The sequence below is a fragment of the Variovorax sp. R-27 genome, assembly GCF_049913215.1.
Lineage (GTDB): Bacteria > Pseudomonadota > Gammaproteobacteria > Burkholderiales > Burkholderiaceae_C > Variovorax.
The window spans coordinates 6,150,031-6,174,071 of the sequence record NZ_CP183984.1 but is presented as its reverse complement, the minus strand read 5'-3'; the positions used below and the strand labels follow the sequence as shown (position 1 = coordinate 6,174,071).

Genomic DNA, 24,041 nt, shown 5'->3' with positions numbered 1-24,041 from the left:
GAGCCGTTGTAACGCTAACGTTTAGCAAGCGCCGCGCCAAGGGTGGATGCCCGCAGGGGATGCGCTCTGGCAGGCAATGCGCGCAGAATCGAAAGCCGGTTTCTTCGCCCATGCAGTCGTCTTCCTCCAGCTCCAGCCGCCCCCCTTTTCCGGGGCAAATGCTGCGCCGCCTGCGCGACTACTGGGTCGAGTCGCCCAACCCCAATCCACTGGTCGACCAGAGCCTCGCGCGGGCCTACGTGGACGACACCTACGACACACCGCTGATGGCAGCCACCGTCGCGGCCATCTTCTGGATTACTTTTCTCGTACTCACGCGCAACCCCGGTGCGATGGTGTGGGGCCTGCTGGTGCACACCTCGCAGTGGCAGCGGCACCGCCACCTTCGCCGCGTGGATCCGGCCAGCATCGACGTGGCCACGGCAGTGCGCACGCGCCGGCGGCTGGAGGTGCGCATGCTGGTGCCGGGGCTGATCTGGGGGCTGGCGCCGTGGCTCTTCTTTCCGCACGACAACCTCACGCTGATTTTGCTGATGTATTTCTTCATCAGCGGTGTATCGAGCGTCGTCATCGCGGCGCTCGCGCAGTGGTGGCTGGCCGCGCTGTGCTTCAGCGTGCCGATGTTCCTCGGCATGGCGCTGCGGCTGGTGGTGGAGCCGGGCAGCGTGACCATCCTCATGGGCTGCCTGGTGGTCTCGCAGATGTTTGCCGCGCTGTACTACGCGCGCAAGCAGAACCGGCTGATCGTGCGTTCCATCGAGCACGGCTTCGAGAACGCGCGTCTGGCCGATGCGCTCGCGCGCCAGCTCGACCACGTGGCGCAGCTCGCGGCGCAGCGCGCGCGCATCTTCGCGGCAGCCAACCACGACCTGCGCCAGCCGATGCATGCGCTGGCGATCTTCGTCGACGCGCTCAACACCCGCAGCGCGCCGAGCGCCGACAACCTGCGCTTCATGCGCGACAGCGTCGATGCATTGCGCGCTTCGGTCGATGCCCTGCTCGACATCGCGCAGCTCGACGGCGGCGTGGCCCCGGTGCGGCTGGAGCCCCTGCACCTGGACCCGATCTTCGAGGCGCTGAACGGCCGCTTCGCCGCGCTGGCCGATGCCAAGGGGCTCGATCTGCGCGTTCGCCCGACCGAGGCCGTCGTGCGCGCCGATGCGCGCATGCTCGCGCGGCTGCTCGGCAACTTGGTGGACAACGCCATCAAGTACACGCCGGCGGGCACCGTCTTCGTCTTCGCGCGGCGGCTGCAGCGCCCGCCCAGCGGTGTGCCCGCGTGGCGCATCGAGGTGCGCGACTCGGGCGTGGGCATCGAGGCGCAGCACCAGACGCATGTGTTCGAGGAGTTCTTCCAGGTCGACAACCCGGGCCGCGACCGCAGCCGCGGCCTCGGGCTGGGCCTGTCGCTGGTGGCGAGCATGGCGCACGTGATGGGTTCGCGCATCGAGGTGCGCACCGCGCCGGGCCGCGGCAGCACCTTCTCGCTGGTACTGGAAGAGGCGGCCGCGCCGCCGGGATCCGAGGTACAGGCCGGCGAGGCGCTGCCGGAGCCTGTCGGCAATGCACCGCTGGCGCCGATCCGCATCCTCGTGCTCGACGACGAGCAGCCCGTGCGCGAAGCCATGCGTTCGCTGCTCGTCGGCTGGGGCCACGAGGTTGCGGTGGCCGCAAACCCGCGCGAGGCGCTGCAGCACGGCGGCATGTTCGACCTGATGCTGAGCGACCTGCGCCTGGGCAGCGGCCTCTCGGGCCTGGCCGCCGCGCAAGCCCTGCAGGCGGTCGGCAAGGCGCGCAACGTCGTCATCCTCACCGGCGAAACCGCGCATGCGACGCGGGCCGAGGTCGAGCGCGCGGGCTATGCGCTGATCTACAAGCCGGCGGGCGCGCAGGCCCTGCAGGAAGCCATTGCCGCAAGCCGGCCTGCCTAGCCTCGGGGCTTGCCCTGTCCGCGCCCGGCCCGCAAGGTGTTCCAATAGCGGTCTTCATGAGCGCCAACGATCCCACCACCGGACCTTGCCCCTGCGGCCGTACAGACCGCCGCGACAAGCCCATCGGCTACGCCCTGTGCTGTGGCCGCTATCTCGACGATTTCGGGAACACGCCCGCGCCCGACGCCGAATCGCTGATGCGTTCGCGCTATTCGGCCTTCGTGCTGGAGCGCGGCGAATACCTGCTCGCCACCTGGCACGCGTCGAAGCGGCCGGCCTCGATCGAGTTCGAGCCGGGCGTCAAGTGGCTGGGGCTGGACATCCGCTCGCGCTCGGTGCTCGACGCGGACCATGCCGAAATCGAGTTCGTCGCGCGTCAGCGCAGCGCGGCCACGGGTGCCGCCACGCGCCTGCACGAGCGCAGCCGCTTCGTGCGCGAAGGCGACCGCTGGTACTACCTGGACGGCGACCTGCAAGTACCCCTGGGTTGACGCACCGGGCCGAGGCCCGCACAATCGGCCCCGCTCCGGGGTGCACGCATGTGGCGTGCTGAGATGGCAAAGCAGCCGACCCGCGAACTTGATCCGGGTCATACCGGCGTAAGAAGAGCTGCACTCCCTGACTTCGGTCCGTCACTCCCCCTTCCGTGACGGGCTTCCCGAAGCCCACCGAGCGATTGCGGAGCACCCTTTCCTCAACAAGGAGTGCCTCCGATGAATGCCCCCGACAAGTTCACCACGCTGCTTTCGCTGACGCGCGAGCCTTTTCCCGCGTCGCACAAGTGCGTCATTCCGGGCAGCCGGCCCGACCTGTTCGTGCCCGTGCGCGACGTTGCGCTGACCAACGGCGAGACCGTGTCGCTCTACGACACCTCGGGCCCGTACACAGACCCGAAGGTCGAGATCGACGTGCGCCGCGGCCTGCCCGACGTGCGCGGCGCCTGGGTGCTGGAGCGCAACGACACCGAAAGTTACGAAGGCCGCACGCATCACGCGCTTGACGACGGCGCCAAGAACGAAGACCGCGACGCGCAACGCCTGGCCGAACTGCGCGCCGGCGCCTCGGCACTGCAGCGCACGCCGCGCCGCGCGAAGTCGGGCGCCAACGTCACGCAGATGCACTACGCGCGCCGCGGCATCGTCACGCCCGAAATGGAGTACGTGGCCTTGCGCGAGAACGGCAAGCGCGAGTGGATGGCCGAGTACCTCGCCAACGAAGAGCGCGCCAGGCGCGTGATGGGCAACCCGATGGGCGCGACCATTCCGCGCATCATCACGCCCGAGTTCGTGCGCGACGAAGTGGCCCGCGGCCGCGCGATCATTCCCGCGAACATCAACCACCCCGAAGTCGAGCCGATGGCCATCGGCCGCAACTTCAAGGTGAAGATCAACGCCAACATCGGCAACTCGGCCGTCACCTCGAGCATCGAGGAAGAGGTCGAGAAGCTGGTGTGGGCCATTCGCTGGGGCGCCGACAACGTGATGGACCTGTCGACCGGCAAGAACATCCACACCACGCGCGACTGGATCGTGCGCAACTCGCCGGTGCCCATCGGCACGGTGCCCATCTACCAGGCGCTCGAGAAGGTGGGCGGCGTGGCCGAAGACCTGACCTGGGAGATCTATCGCGACACGCTGATCGAGCAGGCGGAGCAGGGCGTCGACTACTTCACCATCCACGCCGGGCTGCGCCTGCCGTTCATCCACCTCACGGCCGACCGCATGACGGGCATCGTGTCGCGCGGCGGATCGATCATGGCCAAGTGGTGCATCGCGCACCACAAGGAGAGCTTTCTCTACACGCACTTCGAAGACATCTGCGACATCATGAAGGCCTACGACGTGAGCTTCTCGCTCGGCGATGGCCTGCGTCCCGGCTCGGGCGCCGACGCCAACGACGAAGCGCAGTTCGCCGAGTTGCGCACGCTGGGCGAACTCACGCAGATCGCATGGAAGCACGACGTGCAGACCATGATCGAAGGGCCGGGCCACGTGCCGATGCACATGATCCAATCGAACATGGACGAGCAGCTCAAGCACTGCCACGAGGCGCCGTTCTACACGCTCGGGCCGCTGACCATCGACATCGCGCCGGGCTACGACCACATTGCCAGTGCTATCGGCGCGGCCATGATCGGCTGGGCCGGCACCGCGATGCTTTGCTACGTGACTCCGAAGGAGCACCTGGGGCTGCCGGACCGCGACGACGTGAAGCAGGGGATCATTGCCTACAAGATCGCCGCGCATGCGGCGGATGTGGCCAAGGGGCACCCTGGGGCCCGCTCGCGCGACGATGCGCTGAGCAAGGCGCGCTTCGAATTCCGCTGGCAGGACCAGTTCAACCTGGGCCTCGACCCCGACACCGCGCGCGAATTCCATGACGAGACGCTTCCGAAGGATTCGAGCAAGGTGGCGCATTTCTGTTCGATGTGCGGGCCCAAGTTCTGCTCGATGAAGATCACGCAGGAAGTGCGCGAATACGCAGCGAAGAAGGGCGTGGCCGAGGCAGCCGCCATGGCCGAGGGCATGGAAGAGAAGTCGAAGGAATTCATGGCCGGTGGCGGCGAGATGTACATCCCGATCCGTCCGATAGCCTGAGCTTCCTCCTGCGAAAAGGGGGCGTTGCTACCATGGGGCCAATCACCGAACTCCGGCACCGCAATGACCCCCTTTCCTTTTTCCGCCGTTCTCTTCGACTGCGACGGCGTGCTCGTCGACTCCGAACCCATCACCAACCGCGTGCTCGCCGAAATGCTCGGCGAGCTCGGCTGGCACATCACGACCGAGGAATCGATGAACACCTTCACCGGCAAGGCGGTGAAGGACGAGGCGGCGCTCATCGAGACGAAGACCGGCGTCAGGATCACCGACGACTGGCTCAAGACCTTCCGCGCCCGCCGCAATGAGGCGCTGGAGCGCGACCTCGTCGCCATTCCCCACGCGCCCGCCGCCATCCGCGAAATCCATTCAAGGCTCAAGGGCCGCATCGCCTGCGCTTCCGGTGCCGACCGCCACAAGGTCGAACTGCAGCTTGCGAAGGTCGGCATGCTCGACTATTTCCAGGGCCGCATCTTCAGCGGACACGAGATGCCGCGCTCCAAGCCGCACCCCGACGTGTATCTCGCTGCGGCGGAAGCCCTCGGCGTCGACCCGAAGCGCTGCGCCATCGTCGAAGACACCGTCACCGGCGCAATGGCCGGCGTGGCTGCAGGAGCCACTGTGTTCGGCTACAGCACCGGCGAATCGGGCCACAGCGGCCCCGGCCCTCTGCTCAGCGTGGGCGCGGTGAAAGTGTTCAGCGACATGGCCGAACTGCCGGCGCTGCTTTCGGGCTACGGGCTGCAGGCGGCCTGAGTTTCTGGTGGAATGCAGGGCGCAACTCCCGAGCAGCAGGAACCACTTCCCATGACTTCCGAATACAAAACCGAGCAGCCCGACCGCAGCGAGATCGACGCGCTCACCGGCCCTGCCGTGGTCGAGTTCGGCACCAACTGGTGCGGCATCTGCAAGGCCGCCCAGCCGAACATCGCCGAGGCCTTTGCCAAGTACCCGGACATTCGCCGCATCAAGGTCGAAGACGGCAGCGGGCGTCCGCTGGGTCGTTCGTTCAACGTGCGGCTCTGGCCTACGCTGGTGTTCATGCGTGACGGCAAGCAGGTTGCGAAGCTGGTGCGGCCTGAGGACAGTCAGTCGATTGCCGACGCGCTTGAGTTGATCGCGCAGCCTAGCTGACGCGTCATTCCCGGAGGGGAGTACCCGGTGTCATTCGCACGCACCCCGAACGTGCCCCAAACGCCCTCCGCTACAGCCCCTGCTGCCGAAAGTCGCGAGGCGCATACCCCGTCCACTGCAGGAACGCCCGCGAAAAACTCTTCTCGTTGCGAAACCCCACGGCCAGCGCCACCTGCTTGACAGGCCGCGTGGTGCGGCGCAACAGGTCGACAGCCATCTCGTGGCGCACCTCGTTCTTCAGCGCCTGCAGCGAAGTGCCTTCCTCGTGCAGTTGCCGGTGCAGCGTGCGGCTCGACACGTTGAGCAGCCCGGCCAGCGCCTCGGCGGTGGTGGCCTCGCTGGCGCGCGAACGCAGCAGTTCGCGCACGCGCTGGCCCAGCAGGCGGTCGCGCCGGTACTGCAGGATTGTGAGCGGCAGTGCGCGCCTGAGCATGGTGCGCAGCGCGCGTTCGTCTCGCTGCAAGGGCAGGGCGAGATAGCGCTCGTCGAAACTGATGCCCGCCTGCGGCGCGTCGAAGCGCACGTCTGGCGTGAACATCAGCGGATAGGCGTCGCTGTGCGGTGGCGCGGCAAACGGAAAGCTCGCGTGTCGCAGCGAGATGCGCGAGTCGATGGCCCAGCACATGTAGCCGTGCACGAAGCGCAGGGTGGTCACCAGGCAGAACTCGCGGAAGGCGTCGTCCAGCGGGACGTTCTCGGCGATGCGCAGCGTGGCCACGCCGCCGGCCACTTCGAGCGACAGGCCGATGTCCTCGGTCAGCAGCCGGTGGTGGCGGCACCAGCGCTTGATGGCCACGCCCAGGTCGGGCGAGCTCAGTGAGGCGCGGCACAGCAGGCCGTAGGTGCCCCAGGGCAGGCGCCGCGAGAACCAGCCGAGTGTTTCGTCGTCGAGCTCCTGCATGGCGTGGCCCGACAGCACCTCGAACTGCGCGGCCGTCACCCGCGCGCCCGGCCGGGCCAGTTCGCGCGGCGTGATCTGTGCCGCCTTCAGCGCCTCGGCGGGGTCCATGCCGTAGCGCTCGTAGCCCTGCACGATAGCTCTCACGAAGGCCATCGGCGTGACGGCGCGGGCGGGTCTGAGGAACGACGGGGGCGACATGGCTCGACGGATCGGTCGTGGCGTAATTTGCAACCATTGTGGCGCCAATTGCGGCACGACGAGGCGTAAGCTGCGATCTTTCGCAAGCGCCACCCAGCGCGGGTGGCATTGCGCGCAGACCCCTTCAGAGGAGACAAACCCCATGCACGATCCCGGCCTGAACTTCGACCTGGGCGACACCATCGACTCGCTGCGCAGCGCCATCCAGGACTTCGCCGCCAACGAAATCGCTCCCCGCGCCGCCGACATCGATCGCGACAACCTGTTCCCGCACGACCTGTGGAAGAAGCTCGGCGACCTCGGCCTGCACGGCATGACGGTGAAAGAGGAATTCGGCGGCACCGAGCTGGGCTACCTGGCGCATATCGTGGCCATGGAAGAAGTCTCGCGCGCCTCAGCCTCGGTGGGCCTGTCTTACGGCGCGCACTCCAACCTGTGCGTGAACCAGATCCACCGCAACGGCAGCGACGCACAGAAGAAGAAATACCTGCCCAAGCTGGTGAGCGGCGAGCACGTCGGCGCGCTGGCCATGAGCGAGCCCAACGCCGGCTCCGACGTGGTGAGCATGAAGCTCAAGGCCGAGAAGAAGAACGGCTACTACGTGCTCAACGGCGGCAAGATGTGGATCACCAACGGCGGCGACGCCGACACGCTGGTCATCTACGCCAAGACCGAGCCCGAGATGGGCGCGCGCGGCATGACGGCCTTCATCGTCGAGAAGAACTTCAAGGGCTTTTCCGCCGGCACCAAGCTCGACAAGCTCGGCATGCGCGGCTCCAACACCTTCCCGCTGTTCTTCGACAACTGCGAAGTGCCGGAAGAGAACGTGCTCGGCGGAGAAGGCCAGGGCGCAAGGGTGCTGATGAGCGGCCTCGACTACGAACGCGCAGTGCTCTCGGGTGGCCCGCTCGGAATCATGGCTGCGTGCATGGACGCGGTGCTGCCCTTCATCCACGAGCGCAAGCAGTTCGGCCAGAGCATCGGCGAGTTCCAGCTCATGCAGGGCAAGCTGGCTGACATGTATTCGACCTGGCAGGCCACGCGTGCTTATGTGTACGCCGTGGGCAAGGCCTGCGACCGCAACGACCATGCACGCACTTTCCGCAAGGATGCGGCCGGCGCCATCCTGTACTCGGCCGAGAAGGCGACGTGGATGGCCGGCGAGGCAATCCAGGCGCTGGGCGGCGTTGGCTACACGAAGGACTTTCCGGTCGAGCGGCTGTGGCGCGATGCCAAGCTGTACGAGATCGGCGCGGGCACCAGCGAAATCCGCCGCATGCTGATCGGCCGCGAGCTGTTCTCCGAAACCGCCTGAAGGAAGGACGCATCGCCATGGCGCTCTTGACCCAAAGCATGGCGCAAGGCGCCACCGATGTCCCCCTCATCGAACAACCCATCGGCGACTTCTTCGACGACATGGTCGGCAAGCAGCCCGACCGCGAGGCGCTCGTCAGTCGCCACGAAGGCCAGCGCTACACCTACCGCGAGCTGCAGGCCGAATCGAACAAACTCGCCAGCGCGTTGCTGAACCTCGGCCTTGCGCCCGGCGATCGCGTCGGCATCTGGTCGCACAACAACGTGGCGTGGGTGCTGATGCAGATCGCCACCGCCAAGGTCGGCCTGATCCTCGTCAACATCAATCCCGCTTACCGCACTTCAGAGCTCGAGTACGCGCTCAACAAGGTCGGCTGCAAGGCGCTGGTGACGATGGCGCAGTTCAAGACCAGCGACTACCTCGGCATGCTGCGCGAACTGGGCCCGAAGCGTGTGCCACAACTGGCCCATACCTTCTGGATCGACAAGGCCGGGCAGGGGGGGGAGCAGCCTGGCATGCAGCGCTTCTCGCAACTGCTCGCAAGCGGCGATGCCAGCGATCCCCGCATCGCCAAAGTCCAGAAGACGCTGAAGGCCACCGACCCCATCAACATCCAGTTCACCAGCGGCACCACGGGCTTTCCCAAGGGCGCGACGCTCACGCACCGCAACATCCTGAACAACGGCTTCTTCATCGGCGAGTGCATGAAGCTCTCGCCCGCCGACAGGCTGTGCATTCCAGTGCCGCTGTATCACTGCTTCGGCATGGTGCTGGGCAACCTGGCCTGCCTCACGCACGGCTCGGCCATCGTGTACCCGAACGACGGCTTCGACCCGCTCACCGTGCTCGAGACCGTGCAGGCAGAGAAGTGCACCGGCCTGCACGGCGTGCCCACCATGTTCATCGCCGAGCTCGACCATCCGCGCTTCAAGGAGTTCGACCTGTCGACGCTGCGCACCGGCATCATGGCCGGCTCGCCTTGCCCTATCGAGGTGATGAAGCGCGTGGTCAGCGAGATGCACCTGAGCGAGATCACCATCGCCTACGGCATGACCGAGACCAGCCCCGTGAGCTGCCAGAGCAGCACCGACACGCCGCTGGACCGCCGCGTGTCGACCGTGGGCACGGTGCAGCCGCACCTCGAAGTGAAGATCGTCGACCCCGAGACCGGTGCCGTTATGCCGGCCGGCCAGTCGGGCGAGCTGTGCACGCGCGGCTACTCCGTCATGCACGGCTACTGGGACGACGAGGTCAAGACCCGCGAAGCCATCGACGCCGAGCACTGGATGCACACCGGCGACCTCGCGACCATGGACGGCGAGGGTTACGTCAACATCGTCGGCCGCATCAAGGACATGGTGATCCGCGGCGGCGAGAACATCTACCCGCGCGAGATCGAAGAATTTCTGTACCGCCACCCGAAGGTGCAGGACGTGCAGGTCGTCGGCCTGCCCGACAAGAAATACGGCGAAGAGCTTTGCGCCTGGATCATCGTCAAGCCCGGCCAGAGCGCCACCGAAGAAGAAGTGCGCGAGTTCTGCAAGGGCCAGATCGCGCACTACAAGGTGCCCAAGTACATCCGCTTCGTCAGCGAGTTCCCGATGACGGTGACCGGCAAGATCCAGAAATTCAAGATCCGCGATGCCATGACCGAGCAACTCGGCCTTAGCCAAGAAAAAACAGCATGAGCCAACTCGAAACCAAACTCAACGCCCGCTCGGCGGACTTCCAGGCCAATGCAGCAGCCATGCGCGCGCTGGTCGATGACCTGCGCACGCAGTTCGCGAAAGTGGAGCAGGGCGGCGGCGAGGCAGCGCGTGCCAAGCACACCGCGCGCGGCAAGCTGCTGCCGCGCGATCGCGTGGCCGAGCTGCTCGATCCGGGCACGCCCTTCCTCGAGATCGCACCGCTGGCCGCGCATGCGATGTACCTCGATGCCAAGGGGGCCGAGTCGGCGCCGGGCGCCGGCATCATCGCGGGCATCGGCCGCGTGAATGGCGTCGACTGCATGATCGTGTGCAACGATGCGACGGTGAAGGGCGGCACCTACTATCCGATGACGGTGAAGAAGCACCTGCGCGCGCAGGAGATCGCCGAGCAGAATCGCCTGCCCTGCATCTACCTCGTCGACTCGGGCGGCGCCAACCTGCCGAACCAGGACGAGGTGTTTCCCGACCGCGAGCACTTCGGCCGCATCTTCTACAACCAGGCCAACATGAGCGCCCAGGGCATTCCGCAGATCGCGGTGGTCATGGGCTCGTGCACGGCTGGCGGCGCGTACGTGCCGGCGATGAGCGACGAATCGATCATCGTGAAGAACCAGGGCACCATCTTCCTGGGCGGCCCGCCGCTCGTGAAGGCGGCCACGGGCGAGGTCGTGACGGCTGAAGACCTGGGCGGTGGCGACGTGCACACGCGCCTGTCGGGCGTGGTCGACCACCTCGCGCAGAACGACCTGCATGCGCTGGCGCTCGCGCGCTCGGCGGTGGCCAACCTCAATGCGAAGGCGGCCGATGCCCCGGCCAAGGCCGAGGTGCGCGCGCCGGCGTTCCCGCGCGAGGAGCTCTACGGCGTGATCCCCACCGACACGCGCAAGCCCTTCGACGTGCGCGAGATCATCGCGCGCGTTGTCGACGGCAGCGAGTTCCACGAGTTCAAGGCGCGCTTCGGCGCCACGCTGGTCTGCGGTTTTGCCGAGATCGAGGGCATGCCCGTGGGCATCGTCGCCAACAACGGCATCCTGTTCAGCGAGTCGGCGCAGAAGGGCGCGCACTTCATCGAGCTGTGCTGCCAGCGCAAGATTCCGCTGGTGTTCCTGCAGAACATCACCGGCTTCATGGTGGGCCGCAAGTACGAGAACGAGGGTATCGCGCGCCACGGCGCCAAGATGGTGACGGCAGTGGCTACCGCCAACGTGCCCAAGTTCACCATCATCATCGGCGGCAGCTTCGGCGCCGGCAACTACGGCATGTGCGGCCGCGCGTACAGCCCGCGCTTCCTCTGGATGTGGCCCAACGCACGCATCAGCGTGATGGGCGGCGAGCAGGCCGCAAGCGTGCTGGCCACGGTGAAGCGCGACGGCATCGAACTGAAGGGCGGCAGCTGGAGCAAGGAAGAGGAAGAAGCCTTCAAGGCGCCGATCCGCCAGCAGTACGAAGACCAGGGGCACCCTTACTACGCCACCGCGCGGATCTGGGATGACGGGATCATCGATCCGGCGGATACGCGGCGCGTGCTGGCGCTGGGGTTGGCTGCGGCACGGAATGCGCCGATTCCAGAGCCGAAGTTCGGCATCTTCCGCATGTAAGGCTCGGGACGGAAACGCTCTCATGACGCTGCGCCGACTCACACTCATCGCCGCCTTGCTTTGCTCAGCGTTGGGCGCGCACGCGCAAAGCGTGGCGCGCCGCGACATCGAGATACCGATGACGGTCAAGGGCTTCTTCGGCGAGTCGCACATCAAGCTGGCCGCCACCGAATACAGGCCCGAGGGCGACGGACCGTTCCCGGTGCTGGTGATCAACCACGGCACGCCGCGCTCGCCCGCCGACTTTCCCAAGACGCAGGACCGTTACGCGCGGCAGGCCGAGATGTTCGCGAAGCACGGCTTCCTGGTCATCAATCCGCTGCGGCGCGGCTACGGCAAGTCCGATGGGCCGTGGGCCGAGAACTACTTCAGCTGCGCCAACCCCGACTACGTGCAGGCGGGCCTCGAAACTGCGAAGGACATCAGCGCCGCGCTCGACTACGCGCGCACGCTGCCGTATGCCGACGTGCAGCACATGGTGCTGCTCGGCAAATCGGCCGGTGGCTTCGGTGTGCTGGCGTTGTCGAGCCTGAACCCCGAGGGCGTGGTCGGCACCATCAACTTTGCAGGCGGGCGCGGCTCGCGCGGGCCGGACGACGTATGCAACGAAGCGAAGCTGGTCGATGCCTTCGGCCGCTACGCATCGACCACCAAGGTGCCGATGTTGTGGGTCTATTCGGAGAACGACCACTTCTTCGGCCCCGCATTGGCGAAGCGGCTGCTGGAGGCCTACAAAGCCAAGGGCGTCGACGTGCGTTTCGAGGGCGTGCCGCCCTACGGCAGTGACGGCCATGCCTTCTTCGAAGGCCGCGACAACGCCGCCATCTGGGTGCCGATGGTGGATCAGTTCCTCGCGAAGCTCGGCCTGCCCCGGCACTTGCAATGAACGAAAAGACAAGCAACATGAGCGCATACACCAAGCTGAAACTGACCCTCGAAGGCGCCATCGCCCGCATCTGGCTCGACCAGCCCGACGCACGCAACGCTTTCGACGACGCCGTCATCGCCGAGCTGACGCAGGCCTTCACCGAAGCCGGCGCCGCGCCACAAGTAAAAGCCATCGTGCTCGGTGCCAACGGCCCGGCCTTCTGCGCGGGCGCGAATCTCAACTGGATGCGCCGCATGGCCGACTACACGCGCGACGAGAACGTCGCCGACGCGGGCAAGCTGGCCGCCATGCTGCGCACGATTGCCGAGTGCCCCAAGCCCACCATCGCGCGCGTGCAGGGCGATGTGTATGCGGGTGGCATGGGGCTGGTGGCCGCGTGCGACATGGCCGTGAGCGTGGACACCGCGTGGTACTGCCTGAGCGAAGTGAAGATCGGCCTGGTGCCCGCGACCATCAGCCCGTACGTGTTGCGCGCGATGGGCACGCGCGCCTCGCAGCGCTACTTCCTCACGGCCGAGCGTTTCACGGCCGCCGAGGCGCACCGCGTCGGCTTCGTGCATGAAGTGGTCGCAGCCGATGCGCTCGATGCCAAGGTCGACGAACTCTTGAAGGCGCTGACCGGTGCGAGCCCTGCTGCCGTGCGCGCCTGCAAGCAGCTGATTGCCGACGTTGCCGGCCGCGAGATCGACGACGCGCTGATCGCGAAGACCGTCGAGGGCATTGCCGACATTCGTGCGAGCGACGAAGGCCGCGAGGGCGTGCAGGCCTTCCTGCAGAAGCGCAAGCCCTCGTGGCTGGAAACGACAAGGCCTGAACACCATGACGCATGACGCCCTCATCGAACGCATGGACGCGTGGCTGGCTGCCCATCGCGCGGACTACCACGCGGTGCTGCAACCCGGTGTGAGCGACGCTGACCTCGATGCCTTCGAGGCGAAGTTCTCGCTGAAGCTGCCGGAAGCCTTTCGCGCGCTCTACCGCTGGCGCAACGGCCAGCCGAACAGCAGCTTCGACAGCCTGCAGGACAACCGCATGTTCAGCGCGCTCGAGGACATCGCCGACACCAAGGAGATGCTCGACGACATGATCGGCTCCGACTTCGAAGACCCGTCCACGTGGCGGCGCGGCTGGGTGCCGTTTCTGTCGAACGGCGGCGGCAGCCACTTGTGCGTGGACATCGATGCCGAGGGCGGCGGCGAGCCGGGCCAGCTGATCGCCTTCTGGAAGGCGGACGAAGACCGCCCCGTCGAACATGCGTCCGTCGAGGCATGGCTTGCGGACCTCGTCGCTTCCATGGAAGCCGGCACCATCGAATTCGACTGAGGACTGATCGCCATGAACACCAGCCTCGACATGCCCCAGCTGATCGCACTGGCCGCCGCCATCGGCTGGGCCAGCGGCGTGCGGCTCTACCTGGTCGTGCTGCTGACCGGCGTGGTGGGCTATTTCGGCTGGGTGCCCCTGCCGAGCGGGCTGCAATTGCTGGCGCATCCGGTCGTGATCGCGGCCAGCGGCTTCATGGTGTTCATCGAGTTCTTCGCGGACAAGATCCCGGGCCTGGATTCGCTGTGGGACGTGGTGCACACCGCCATTCGCATTCCCGCGGGCGCGGCGCTCGCGGCCAGCGTCTTCGGCGCCGACCACGGCGCGATGGCCGTCGTCGCGGCGCTGGTGGGCGGCAGCTTCGCGGCCACGGCGCATGCGGCCAAGGCCACGACGCGCGCGGCCATCAACACATCGCCCGAGCCGTTTTCTAACGTAGGCGCTTCGCTGGTCGAAGACACGATGGTGCCGGCGGGCCTGTGGCTCGCGGTGGCGCATCCCTTCGTCTTTCTCGTGCTGTTCGTGCTGGTGCTTGTGCTGAGCGTGTGGCTCATCCGCAAGAGCTGGCGTTTCCTCAAGGCGCTGTTCGCCCGCGTGGCCCGCATCTTCAGCGGCCGACCCGATCCGGGCGTGGTGCCCGCGTTCCAACTGAAAAAGAATCCTCCGGGAGACACTCCGAATGTTTAAGAAGATCCTGATCGCCAATCGCGGCGAAATCGCTTGCCGGGTTGCCGCGACGGCGCGCCGCATGGCCATTCGCACGGTCGCCGTGTACTCCGATGCCGACGCGCATGCCAACCACGTTCGCGCCTGCGACGAGTCGGTGCACCTCGGCGGCAGCGCCCCGAAGGACAGCTACCTGCGCTGGGAAAAGATCCTCGAAGCCGCCAAGGCCACGGGCGCCGAGGCCGTGCATCCGGGCTACGGTTTCCTCAGCGAGAACGAAGAGTTCGCGCAGGCCTGCGCCGACGCGGGCCTGGTCTTCATCGGCCCGCCGCCTTCGGCCATCAAGGCCATGGGCCTGAAGGCCGAGTCGAAGCAGCTGATGGAAAAGGCCGGCGTGCCGCTGGTGCCGGGCTATCACGGCCATGACCAGAACCCGCAGCTGCTGCAGCGCGAGGCCGATCGCATCGGCTACCCGGTGCTCATCAAGGCCAGCGCGGGTGGCGGCGGCAAGGGCATGCGCGCGGTCGACAAGGCCGAAGACTTCGCCGCCGCGTTGGCCTCGTGCCAGCGCGAGGCCATCAACAGCTTCGGCGACGATGCGGTGCTGATCGAAAAGTACGTGCAGCGCCCGCGCCACATCGAGATCCAGGTGTTCGGCGACACACACGGCAACTACGTCTACCTGTTCGAGCGCGACTGCTCGGTGCAGCGGCGCCACCAGAAGGTGCTCGAAGAAGCGCCCGCGCCCGGCATGACCGAGGCGATGCGCAAGCAGATGGGCGATGCCGCCGTGGCTGCGGCGCGCGCCGTGAACTACGTGGGCGCTGGCACGGTGGAGTTCATCGTCGAGCAGCGCGAGGGCGGCGAGATGAACTTCTTCTTCATGGAGATGAATACGCGCCTGCAGGTTGAACACCCTGTGACCGAAGCAATCACCGGCCTCGACCTCGTCGAATGGCAACTGCGCGTGGCATCGGGCGAGACGCTACCCGCGAAGCAGCAAGAGCTGCAGATCCACGGCCATGCCATCGAGGCACGCATCTGCGCCGAGAACCCCGACAACAACTTCCTGCCCGCCACCGGCACTCTGCGCGTGTACCGCAAGCCGCAGGCGACGGCCTTCCAGCGCAGTCGCGTGCGCATCGACGATGGCGTGCGCGAGGGCGGCGAAATCTCGCCCTTCTACGACTCGATGATCGCCAAGCTCATCGTGCACGGCACCACGCGCGAAGAGGCGCTGGCCCGGCTCGACGCCGCGCTGGCGCAGGTGCAGATCGTGGGCGTGTCGACCAACGTGCAGTTCCTGCGCGGCATTCTGGCGACGGAGTCGTTCTCGAAGGCCAACCTCGACACCGCGCTGATCGAGCGCGAGCGCGCCGTGCTGTTCGACCGCGAAGCTCTGGGCCTGCCACTGGCGGCCGCTGCCGCGATCACGCGTACGCTGGTCACCGAACGGCCGGTTGGGGTGCCCGACCCGTTCGAACGCCGCGACGGCTGGCGCTCGCACGGCGAATACCTGCGCCGCTTCGACTTCGAATTTCGCGGCGCCGAACAGATCGCCCTGCTGACCTACAAGCGCGACGGCAGCCTGTGGCTCCAAGCCGGCGGCGCCGAAGGCCCGCTGGTGGTCGGGCAGTTCCCGTCGGGTGAGTTCGAGGTCGAGTTCGCGGGCAACCGCCAGACGCTGGATGTGCACCTCGACGGTGCCACGGCCCACGTGTTCGCTTCGAAGGGCGCCACGAAGATCACCGCCATCGATCGCCTCGCCCACGCCGGCGACACGCAGGCCGAAGGCGGCCGGCTCACTGCGCCTATGCCGGGCAAGGTCGTGTCCTTCGCGGTCAAGGCCGGCGACAAGGTCAGCCGCGGCCAGCCGCTGGCGGTAATGGAGGCCATGAAAATGGAGCACACCATCGCAGCGCCGGCCGACGGCACGGTGGAAGAGCTGATGTTCGCGCCGGGCGAGCAGGTGGCCGAAGGCGACGAGTTGTTGCGAATGGGTGCCGCGGCCGCCTGAAAAAACTTAACCCCGTTCCGGGCGCCTGCCCGTATCAGCTGCGGTAGTCATCATTCAAGGGAAACTCTCCATGACCTATCGCACGCCTTCCGGTTCGCCCCGTTTCCTCTCTGCCCGCCACCGCGCGGGCATCGTCCTGTTGGCCCTGGCGGCCGCGCTGTCGCTCGCCGGTTGCGACCGCAGGAACAACGAGACTGCCACGCTCGCCGAGCCGGCCTCGCCGCCGCCCGCGCCCATGCAGGCTGCAGCTGGCTATGCCGGTGGCATGGCCATGAGGAAGGAGGCGCGGATGCGTTCTGCCGAGCCGGCCTCCGCACCGTCGGCCACCGACCAGTCGCAGGACAACACGCCGCTGCAGCGCTTCCTGGCCGTGCGGCAGGACTTGAACGTCGAAGTGCCGGCCGAGCAGTTGGCCGATGCCTGGGGCAAGGTGCGCGACCTGTGCGGTTCGCTGAAGTGCGAGCTGCTGTCGTCTTCCCTGTTGCGCGAGACGCCGCAACAGCCCGGCAGCGCCATGCTCGAGATGCGCGTGGAACCCGCCGATGTCGACAAGCTGCTCGGCGGCCTGGCCGGCGTGGCGAACGTGGTCTCGCACACCACCACCAGCGAGGACAAGACCGCCGAGGTGATCGACGTCGAGGCCCGCATCAGGAACCGCACCGAGTTCCGCGACAGCCTGCGCACGATGCTGCGCGACACCGTCACCAAGCGCACCATGGCCGACCTGCTGGCCATCCAGCGCACGCTGTCGGACACGCAGGCCGAGCTCGACGCCGTCGCCACGCAGCGCAAGGTGCTGGCGCAGCAGACCAGCAAGCAGCACATCCAGATCCAGTTCACGCCCAGGCGCGCGCTGGTGAGTGGCAGCGATGGGTACAGCCCGATGGGGCATGCGCTGCGTAACGCGGGCTCGGTGCTGGCGGAAAGCGTGGGCTCGCTGATCACCTTCATCGCGGCGGTGCTGCCGTGGCTGGTGCTGGTGGTGCTGCCGATGGGATGGCTGGTGCGCGTGCTGTGGCGTCGTCGCCGCGCCACAGCCAGGGAAGCCAAGTAAGTAAGATCGCGGGAGGGTCGTTTTGAGGCCCTTTTTCTTACGCAGGAGCCTTTCTCGATGCCGGATCCGCTACGTCTCTACGTGGATGCCCAGTTCACCAGCCCCTATGCCATGTCGGTGTTCGTGGCGCTGCATGAAAAGCAGCTGGACTTCGACTTGTCCCCCGTCGACCTTGGGGCGCTGGAGCACCGGGCGGCCGGCTTCTCGCAGCTCTCGCTGACGCAGCGCGTGCCGACGCTGGTTCACGGCAACTTCTCCCTGTCGGAGTCGTCCGCGATCACCGAGTACATCGACGAGACCTTCGCGCAGGGAACGGCGCTGTACCCGGCCGAGCCGCGTGCCCGAGCCCGCGCTCGCCAGCTGCAGGCCTGGCTTCGCAGCGACCTGATGCCGATCCGCCAGGAGCGCTCGACCGAGGTGATCTTCTACGGCCCGGCGAGCGCACCGCTGTCGGCGGTGGCGCATCAGTCGGCGAAGACGCTCTTCCAGGTGGCGCAGGCGCTGCTTCCCGATGACGCGGAGAACCTGTTCGGCGAGTGGTCCATCGCCGACGTCGACCTGGCGCTGATGCTGAATCGCCTGGTCATGAACGGAGACGCCGTGCCGCAGCGGCTGGCGTCGTACGCGGACCGGCAGTGGCAGCGGCCGTCCGTCCAGAGTTGGGTGGCGCTGGAGCGGCCGCTGCGCTGAGGGCGAGGCGGCCCGTCAGCCCACCACCACTTCGCTGATCTGTATCACCGGCGCGATGTCGGTGTAGTTCTTCACGTCGCCCCTGATCTCCTTCGCGTGCGGACCGAACGCATTCTGGAAGGCCTCGACCGATTCGGCGAACACGTGGCACATGGCGACATAGGTGGGCGCGGAGTCCGGTGCGCCGCCGGTAAGGCCCTTGTCGATGGTGTACGAGAGGCATGCGTCGCCCATGCGGGCCTTGATCAGGGGCATGTGCTTTTCGCGGTAATAGTCGTGATCGAACCGTGCGCCGGGGGCGTGGGGATACATCACGCTGAATTTGATCATTTAGGGGTCTCCTGAGGTGAGCGTTCGAGGATAGGAGATGGCCAGTGCCCGCACAAGCCGAGGGCGACGCGGGCGCGACCTAAGATGCGTGCCCATGCGAATCACCGTCTACCTCACCGACAACCGCCCAGACCCCTGGATCGAAGGCCTGAAGGCCGAACTCCCCGACGCCGTCATCGAAGCATGGAAGCCCGGCGCGCCGCAAGCCGACCATGCCGTGGTCTGGGCGCCGCCGCAGGAGTTTCTCGATGAGCAGCCCAAGCTGCGCGGCATCTTCAACATCGGCGCGGGCGTCGACGCGCTGCTCAAGCTCAAGGTGCCGGCGCACACGCGCATCGTGCGGCTCGACGACGCGGGCATGTCGGTGCAGATGGCCGAGTACGTCTGCCACACGCTCATTCGCCATTTCCGCGAGTTCGACGCCTACGAGGCCGATGCACGCGAAGGCAAGTGGAGCTACCGCAAGCCGAAGCTGCGGCGCGACTTTCCGGTCGGCATCATGGGCCTGGGCGTGCTCGGCGAGCGCGTGGCCAAGGCCGTGGCGCAGTTCGAGTTTCCGGTGCTGGGCTGGAGCCGTTCGCCAAAAGAGATCGACGGCGTGCGCGTGTTCAGCGGCGAGGCGCAGTTCGACGAGTTCCTGTCGTCCACGCGCGTGCTGGTCAACCTGCTGCCGCTGACCGAGGCGACGCGCGGCATCCTCAATCGCAACACGCTGGGCAAGCTGCGGCCCGAGGGCTATCTCATCAGCATCGCGCGCGGTGGCCATCTGGTGGAGGACGACCTCATTCCGATGCTCGACGCGGGCCAGCTCGCGGGCGCGACGCTCGATGTGTTCCAGGTCGAGCCGCTGCCGGCGGAGCATGCCTTCTGGCGGCATCCCAAGATCACCGTGACACCGCACGGCTCGGCGCGCACGCTGCGCGAGGAGTCCATCACCCAGATCGCCGGGAAGATCCGTGCGATGGAGCAGGGCCTGCCGGTCGCCGGCGTGGTCGATCCCGCGCGCGGCTACTGACGGCACAAGCTGCGTCGGGCCCGCCGGAATAGGGTGCGGGCAGGGGAAACCCCGAAGCGCAAGTTTTTCACAAGTATGAAAATCTTTTCATGACTGTGAAAACCGCGTTTCGGGTGATCGAGATCGTCGAGCTCTTCGCCCGCGAGAAGCAGCCGCTGGCGTTGTCCGAGATGGCGCGCCTGCTCGACATGCCGGTGTCGAGCTGCCTGGGCCTGATCCGCACGCTCGAAGAGCAGGGCTACATGTACGAAACCGGCCGCCGCCAGGGCTACTACCCGACCGGCCGCCTGCTTGCGATGGCGCAGGTCATCGCCGCCCACGACCCGGTGCTCGACCGGGTGAAGTCCACGCTCGAAGAGCTGCGCGACGCGGCGCGCGAGACGGTGGTCTTCGCCAAGTTCCGCGATGCAGGCCTGGTGGTCTACCTGGAGGTGCTGAGCGCGCCGCAGAGCATCCGCTACACGGCCGAATCGGGCGAAACGCGCCCGGCCTACGCCAATTCGCTGGGCCGCGCGCTGCTGTCCACGCTCGACGCCGAAGCGCGCCGCAAGCTGCTGGGCGGCATGACGCTCGCGCCGCTGACCGAGGCCACGCTCACCACCGCCGACGCCATCGAGGCCGAGCTGCAGCGCTCCGCCGCGCGCGGCTGGTACGGCAACCTCGGCGAAAGCATTCCCGACCTGATTGGCCTGGCCTGGCCGCTGCGCATCGGCGGCGAGGCCTATGCCATCTCGGTTGCAGGCCCGCGCTACCGCATGGAGGCGCGCATCGAGGAGATCGCCGCAATGCTGCGCTCGGCCTGCCTCGCCATCGAACCCAAGACAGAAAGCCCCCGATGACTGCAACGACCGCTGCCCCACGCTACTTCATCCGCGAGGACGAGATCGCCGGCTACCACCCCGCCAACCACACCGGCACGCTGAACAAGCGCCTGATCGGCCCCGAGACCGTGGGCGCCAGGCAGCTCGAAGTGCTGGTCGGCCACATCCAGAAGGGCAAGGGCGCGCTGCCGCATGCGCACCCGGGCATCGAGCAGGTCTGCTACATGCTCGAAGGCCGCGCGGTCGCCGAGGTGGGCGGCCAGCGGCAGGAGCTGCACCCCGGCGACAGCTGCTTTTTTCCGGCCGACGCGATGCACACCTTCATGGTGGTGAGCGACGAGCCGGTGCGCGTGCTGGTGATCTACAGCCCGCCGTACGAGGAATCGCCGGAGCGCGTGATCCGGCCCTGAACCGACACAACAACCGGAGACAAACCACATGCAGACGACGAAGAACGCGACAGGTCAAACGGTCGCGGTGGCGAACCGCCGCCGTTTCATTTCCATCGGCGCGGCCGCGGGGCTTGCCGGCACCGTGCCATGGGCCTTCGCGCAGGACGGCTACCCGAAGCAGCCGATCAGGCTCGTCGTGCCCTTCGCGGCCGGCAGCGGCACCGATGCAGTGGCGCGCATCACCGGGCAGATGCTCGGCGAGGCGCTCAAGGCTTCGGTCATCGTCGACAACAAGGCCGGCGCCAATGGCGTGATCGCGGCCGAGTTCGTCGCCAAGGCGCCGCCCGACGGCTACACGCTGTTCATGACGACCAACACCACGCACTCGGCCAACCCGAGCCTGATGAAGTCGCTGCCCTACGACCCGGTGAAAGACTTCGCGCCCGTCAGCCGCATGGGCAACCTGCCGTTCATGCTGGTGGTCAACAACGACCTGCCCGTCAAAAGCGTGGCCGAGCTGCTGGCCTGGGGCCGCGCGCACCCCGGCAAGCTGACCTATGCGAGCGGCAACAGCACCGGCATCGTGAGCGGCGCCACGCTGTCGCGAATGAGCGGCGTGCCGATGCTGCACGTGCCCTACAAGAGCACGCCACCAGCCATTGCCGACCTGATCGGCGGTCAGGTGTCGATGATGGTGGTCGACCTCGCAGCGGGCCTTGCCACGGTGAAGGCCGGCAAGATGCGCGCGATTGCCGTCACCACGCAGGAGCGCACCAAGCTCTTTCCCGAGCTGCCGCCGCTGGCCGACACGCCGGAGCTGAAAGGCTTCGACATCACTTCGTGGAACGGCGTGTTCGCACCGGCCGGCACGCCGCGCGACATCGTGCTGAAGCTCAACAAGGCGCTGTCCGAGATGGCCAATGGCGCGGCCTTCCGGGAGCGCGTGGCGAAGCTGGGCTTCGATGCCTTCGGCAGCACGCCGGAAGAGCTGGGCGCGTTCACCGTGTCGGAGCTTGCGAAGTGGAAGAAGCTGATCCAGGCCGCGGGGATCCAGCCCGAATGAGTGCGACCGGACCTCTGGAGGGCATCCGCATCCTCGACCTCACGGCCGTGGTGATGGGGCCGTATGCGACGCAGACGCTCGGCGACCTTGGCGCCGACATCATCAAGGTCGAGCCGCCCGGCGGCGACAACCTGCGTGCCGTCGGCCCGATGCGCCACCCGGGCATGGGCGCGATGGCGATGCACCTCAACCGCAACAAGCGCTCCATCGTGCTCGACCTCAAGCAGCCCGAGGGGCGCGAGGCCTGCCTGAAGCTGGCGGCGGGGTGCGATGCGCTGATCTACAACACGCGGCCGCAGGCGATGGCGCGGCTCGGGCTGGGCTACGAAGCCGTGGCTGCGGTCAACCCGAAGATCGTCTACCTTGGCGCCTTCGGCTATGGCGAGCAGGGGCCCTATGCCGGCAAGCCCGCCTACGACGACCTCATCCAAGGTGCAGCAGGCGTCGCCTCGCTGTTCGCGCAGCAAAGCGGCGGCGCGCCGCGCTACGCACCCGTCACGCTGGCCGACCGCGCCGTCGGCCTGCAAGCCGCCATCGCATTGCTCGCCGCCGTGCTGCACGCCCAACGCACCGGCAAGGGCCAGGCCGTCGAAGTGCCCATGTTCGAAGCCCTGTCGCAGTTCGTCATGGGCGACCATCTCGGCGGCCACAGCTTCGAGCCGCCGCTCGGCCCCACCGGCTATGCGCGCCTGCTCGCACCGCATCGCAAGCCCTACGCCACGGCCGACGGCTACCTCAGCGTGCTCATCTACAACGACAAGCACTGGCAGGCCTTCTTCGACGTGATCGGCCGGCCCGAGCTGCGCAGCTCGCCGATGTTCGGCACGCACACCGCGCGCGCCGCGAACATCGGCGCGGTCTATGCCTTCGTGGCCGAGGTGATGGCCACGCGCACCAGCGACGAATGGTTTGCCGCGCTCGATGCCGCGGACATTCCCGTCGCGCGCCTGCACAGCACCGACAGCCTGCTCGACGACCCGCACCTGCGCGCCGTCGGTTTCTACCCCGAACTCGACCATCCGACCGAGGGCCGCATCCGCACCCTCGCGCCGGTCGGTCGCTACAGCGCCACGCCCACCGCCATCCGCCGCCCCACGCCGCGCATCGGCGAGCAGAGCGTGGAGTTGCTGCGCGAAGCGGGCTACGGCGACGAAGCCATCGAACGCATGCTCGAAAGCGGCGTCACGCTGCAACCGGACCCATTGAAGAAAGACGGCGAAGAATGAATTTCTCCCTGAACGAAGACCAGCGCTCGCTCGTCGCGGCCATCGAACGCCTTTGCGAAGACTTTCCCGCCGACTACTGGCGCGACCACGACGACCGTGCCGTGTTCCCGCACGAGTTCCACCGCGCCGTGGCCGAGAGCGGCTGGCTCGGCATCGCCATGCCCGAGGCGCAGGGCGGCGCGGGGCTCGGCATTACCGAGGCGGCGCTGATGATGCGCGCCATCAGTGCCTCGGGCGCGGGCATGTCGGGCGCGTCGTCGGTGCACATGAACATCTTCGGGCTCAACCCGGTGGTGGTGTTCGGCAGCGAGGAGCAGCGCCAGCGCTTCCTGCCGCCGCTGATCGCCGGCAAGGAGAAGGCCTGCTTCGCCGTGACCGAGCCCGATGCGGGGCTCGACACCACCAGCCTCAAGACGCAGGCGGTGCGCCAGCCGAACGGCAGCTACCTGCTGCACGGCCGCAAGATCTGGATATCGACCGCGCAGGTGGCCGACCGCATGCTGATCCTCACGCGCACCACGCCGCTCGACCAGGTGAAGAAGCCCACGCAGGGCCTCACGTTGTTCTACACGCCGCTGGACCGCAGCAAGGTCGAGGTGCGCGAGATCCACAAGCTGGGCCGTGCGGCAGTCGACTCGAACATGCTCTTCATCGACGGGCTCGCAGTGCCGGAAGAAGACCGCATCGGCGAGGAAGGGCGGGGCTTCGAGTACATCCTGCACGGCCTCAACCCCGAGCGCATATTGATCGCGGCGGAAGCCATCGGCATCGGCCGCGCGGCGCTGCGCATCGCTTCGCAGTACGCACAGGAGCGCGTCGTGTTCGGCCGGCCCATCGGCCAGAACCAGGGCGTGGCGCATCCGCTGGCGCGTGCGTGGGCCAACCTGGAAGCGGCAGATCTGATGATGCTCAAGGCCGCCACGCTGTACGACGCGGGCGAGCCCTGCGGCATCGAAGCCAATGCCGCCAAGTACCTCGCGGCAGAAGCGGCGCACGACGCCTGCCAGAACGCCGTGCTTACGCTGGGCGGCATGGGCTATGCGAAGGAATATCACGTTGAGCGCCTGCTGCGCGAGAGCTACATTCCGCGCATCGCACCCGTGAGCCCGCAGATGATCCTGAACTTCATCGCCGAGAAAGCGCTCGGGCTGCCCAAGTCGTACTGATCTGCA

The 24,041-nt window shown here is 67.1% G+C and carries 23 protein-coding genes and 1 riboswitch; of the genes, 21 read left to right on the top strand and 2 right to left on the bottom strand.

The window, feature by feature from the left end; translation table 11 throughout:
- Positions 1-158: 158 nt before the first annotated feature.
- The 5 genes from ACN9MV_RS28970 to ACN9MV_RS28950 all read left to right on the top strand — a co-directional run bounded on the left by ACN9MV_RS28970 (position 159) and on the right by ACN9MV_RS28950 (position 5,662).
- Positions 159-1,931, top strand: a complete 1,773-nt coding sequence (locus ACN9MV_RS28970) for a hybrid sensor histidine kinase/response regulator (protein ID WP_426390541.1) — start codon at positions 159-161, stop codon at positions 1,929-1,931.
- Positions 1,932-1,987: 56 nt separating this feature from the next.
- Positions 1,988-2,422 carry a YchJ family protein gene (locus ACN9MV_RS28965; RefSeq protein ID WP_093177258.1) on the top strand — a complete coding sequence of 145 codons (435 nt, stop codon included), beginning with the start codon at positions 1,988-1,990 and terminating at the stop codon, positions 2,420-2,422.
- 26 nt (positions 2,423-2,448) lie between these two features.
- Positions 2,449-2,554, top strand: a riboswitch (TPP riboswitch).
- A gap of 90 nt (positions 2,555-2,644) precedes the next feature.
- Positions 2,645-4,528, top strand: a complete 1,884-nt coding sequence (thiC, locus tag ACN9MV_RS28960; RefSeq protein ID WP_426390540.1) for a phosphomethylpyrimidine synthase ThiC — start codon at positions 2,645-2,647, stop codon at positions 4,526-4,528.
- Between the two features lie 63 nt (positions 4,529-4,591).
- Positions 4,592-5,284 carry an HAD family hydrolase gene (locus ACN9MV_RS28955; RefSeq protein WP_093056755.1) on the top strand — a complete coding sequence of 231 codons (693 nt, stop codon included), beginning with the start codon at positions 4,592-4,594 and terminating at the stop codon, positions 5,282-5,284.
- A gap of 51 nt (positions 5,285-5,335) precedes the next feature.
- A complete protein-coding gene (locus ACN9MV_RS28950; RefSeq protein WP_426390539.1) occupies positions 5,336-5,662 on the top strand; it encodes a thioredoxin family protein in 327 nt (108 codons plus the stop codon).
- Positions 5,663-5,732: 70 nt separating this feature from the next.
- Here ACN9MV_RS28950 and ACN9MV_RS28945 read toward each other — a convergent pair whose 3' ends face one another.
- A complete protein-coding gene (locus tag ACN9MV_RS28945) occupies positions 5,733-6,761 on the bottom strand; it encodes an AraC family transcriptional regulator (protein ID WP_426390538.1) in 1,029 nt (342 codons plus the stop codon).
- A 142-nt stretch (positions 6,762-6,903) separates the two neighbouring features.
- Here ACN9MV_RS28945 and ACN9MV_RS28940 point away from each other — a divergent pair, with 142 nt between their 5' ends.
- The 10 genes from ACN9MV_RS28940 to yfcF all read left to right on the top strand — a co-directional run bounded on the left by ACN9MV_RS28940 (position 6,904) and on the right by yfcF (position 18,022).
- Positions 6,904-8,076: an isovaleryl-CoA dehydrogenase gene (locus tag ACN9MV_RS28940; RefSeq protein ID WP_093056752.1), complete on the top strand. Its 1,173-nt coding sequence runs from the start codon at positions 6,904-6,906 to the stop codon at positions 8,074-8,076.
- A 17-nt stretch (positions 8,077-8,093) separates the two neighbouring features.
- Positions 8,094-9,764 carry an AMP-binding protein gene (locus ACN9MV_RS28935; protein WP_426390537.1) on the top strand — a complete coding sequence of 557 codons (1,671 nt, stop codon included), beginning with the start codon at positions 8,094-8,096 and terminating at the stop codon, positions 9,762-9,764.
- Positions 9,761-11,383, top strand: coding sequence for a carboxyl transferase domain-containing protein (locus tag ACN9MV_RS28930; RefSeq protein ID WP_307615962.1), 1,623 nt, complete (start codon positions 9,761-9,763; stop codon positions 11,381-11,383). Before ACN9MV_RS28935 ends, ACN9MV_RS28930 begins: the two co-directional genes overlap by 4 nt.
- Before the next feature lie 22 nt (positions 11,384-11,405).
- A complete protein-coding gene (locus ACN9MV_RS28925; protein WP_426390536.1) occupies positions 11,406-12,269 on the top strand; it encodes an alpha/beta hydrolase family protein in 864 nt (287 codons plus the stop codon).
- A 17-nt stretch (positions 12,270-12,286) separates the two neighbouring features.
- A complete protein-coding gene (locus ACN9MV_RS28920) occupies positions 12,287-13,102 on the top strand; it encodes an enoyl-CoA hydratase/isomerase family protein (RefSeq protein WP_426390535.1) in 816 nt (271 codons plus the stop codon).
- Entirely contained in the window at positions 13,092-13,595 is a 504-nt protein-coding gene (locus ACN9MV_RS28915) for an SMI1/KNR4 family protein (RefSeq protein ID WP_093177268.1), read from the top strand. The genes ACN9MV_RS28920 and ACN9MV_RS28915 overlap by 11 nt, the downstream gene beginning before the upstream one ends.
- A 12-nt stretch (positions 13,596-13,607) precedes the next feature.
- Positions 13,608-14,282 carry a DUF4126 domain-containing protein gene (locus ACN9MV_RS28910; RefSeq protein WP_093177270.1) on the top strand — a complete coding sequence of 225 codons (675 nt, stop codon included), beginning with the start codon at positions 13,608-13,610 and terminating at the stop codon, positions 14,280-14,282.
- Complete coding sequence (locus ACN9MV_RS28905; RefSeq protein WP_426390534.1) at positions 14,275-16,278, top strand: acetyl-CoA carboxylase biotin carboxylase subunit; 2,004 nt, start codon at positions 14,275-14,277, stop codon at positions 16,276-16,278. Before ACN9MV_RS28910 ends, ACN9MV_RS28905 begins: the two co-directional genes overlap by 8 nt.
- A 70-nt stretch (positions 16,279-16,348) precedes the next feature.
- Positions 16,349-17,332 (top strand): DUF4349 domain-containing protein, encoded by a 984-nt coding sequence (locus ACN9MV_RS28900; protein WP_426390533.1) that lies wholly within the window; start codon positions 16,349-16,351, stop codon positions 17,330-17,332.
- Positions 17,333-17,389: 57 nt separating this feature from the next.
- Positions 17,390-18,022: a glutathione transferase gene (yfcF, locus tag ACN9MV_RS28895; protein WP_307615955.1), complete on the top strand. Its 633-nt coding sequence runs from the start codon at positions 17,390-17,392 to the stop codon at positions 18,020-18,022.
- 15 nt (positions 18,023-18,037) lie between these two features.
- Here yfcF and ACN9MV_RS28890 read toward each other — a convergent pair whose 3' ends face one another.
- Positions 18,038-18,352: an EthD family reductase gene (locus ACN9MV_RS28890; protein WP_093056743.1), complete on the bottom strand. Its 315-nt coding sequence runs from the start codon at positions 18,350-18,352 to the stop codon at positions 18,038-18,040.
- 94 nt (positions 18,353-18,446) lie between these two features.
- Between ACN9MV_RS28890 and ACN9MV_RS28885 the strand changes: the two genes are divergently transcribed.
- The 6 genes from ACN9MV_RS28885 (at position 18,447) to ACN9MV_RS28860 (ending at position 24,035) form a co-directional block, all read left to right on the top strand.
- Positions 18,447-19,367: a 2-hydroxyacid dehydrogenase gene (locus ACN9MV_RS28885; protein WP_097197900.1), complete on the top strand. Its 921-nt coding sequence runs from the start codon at positions 18,447-18,449 to the stop codon at positions 19,365-19,367.
- An 89-nt stretch (positions 19,368-19,456) separates the two neighbouring features.
- Positions 19,457-20,206 (top strand): IclR family transcriptional regulator, encoded by a 750-nt coding sequence (locus tag ACN9MV_RS28880; RefSeq protein ID WP_307615953.1) that lies wholly within the window; start codon positions 19,457-19,459, stop codon positions 20,204-20,206.
- Complete coding sequence (locus ACN9MV_RS28875) at positions 20,203-20,598, top strand: cupin domain-containing protein (protein ID WP_426390532.1); 396 nt, start codon at positions 20,203-20,205, stop codon at positions 20,596-20,598. The genes ACN9MV_RS28880 and ACN9MV_RS28875 overlap by 4 nt, the downstream gene beginning before the upstream one ends.
- A 28-nt stretch (positions 20,599-20,626) precedes the next feature.
- Positions 20,627-21,643: a Bug family tripartite tricarboxylate transporter substrate binding protein gene (locus tag ACN9MV_RS28870; protein WP_093056739.1), complete on the top strand. Its 1,017-nt coding sequence runs from the start codon at positions 20,627-20,629 to the stop codon at positions 21,641-21,643.
- Positions 21,640-22,869 (top strand): CaiB/BaiF CoA transferase family protein, encoded by a 1,230-nt coding sequence (locus tag ACN9MV_RS28865; protein WP_426390531.1) that lies wholly within the window; start codon positions 21,640-21,642, stop codon positions 22,867-22,869. Before ACN9MV_RS28870 ends, ACN9MV_RS28865 begins: the two co-directional genes overlap by 4 nt.
- On the top strand, positions 22,866-24,035 hold the full coding sequence (locus ACN9MV_RS28860) for an acyl-CoA dehydrogenase family protein (RefSeq protein ID WP_426390530.1): 1,170 nt from the start codon (positions 22,866-22,868) through the stop codon (positions 24,033-24,035). Before ACN9MV_RS28865 ends, ACN9MV_RS28860 begins: the two co-directional genes overlap by 4 nt.
- Positions 24,036-24,041 lie beyond the last annotated feature (6 nt).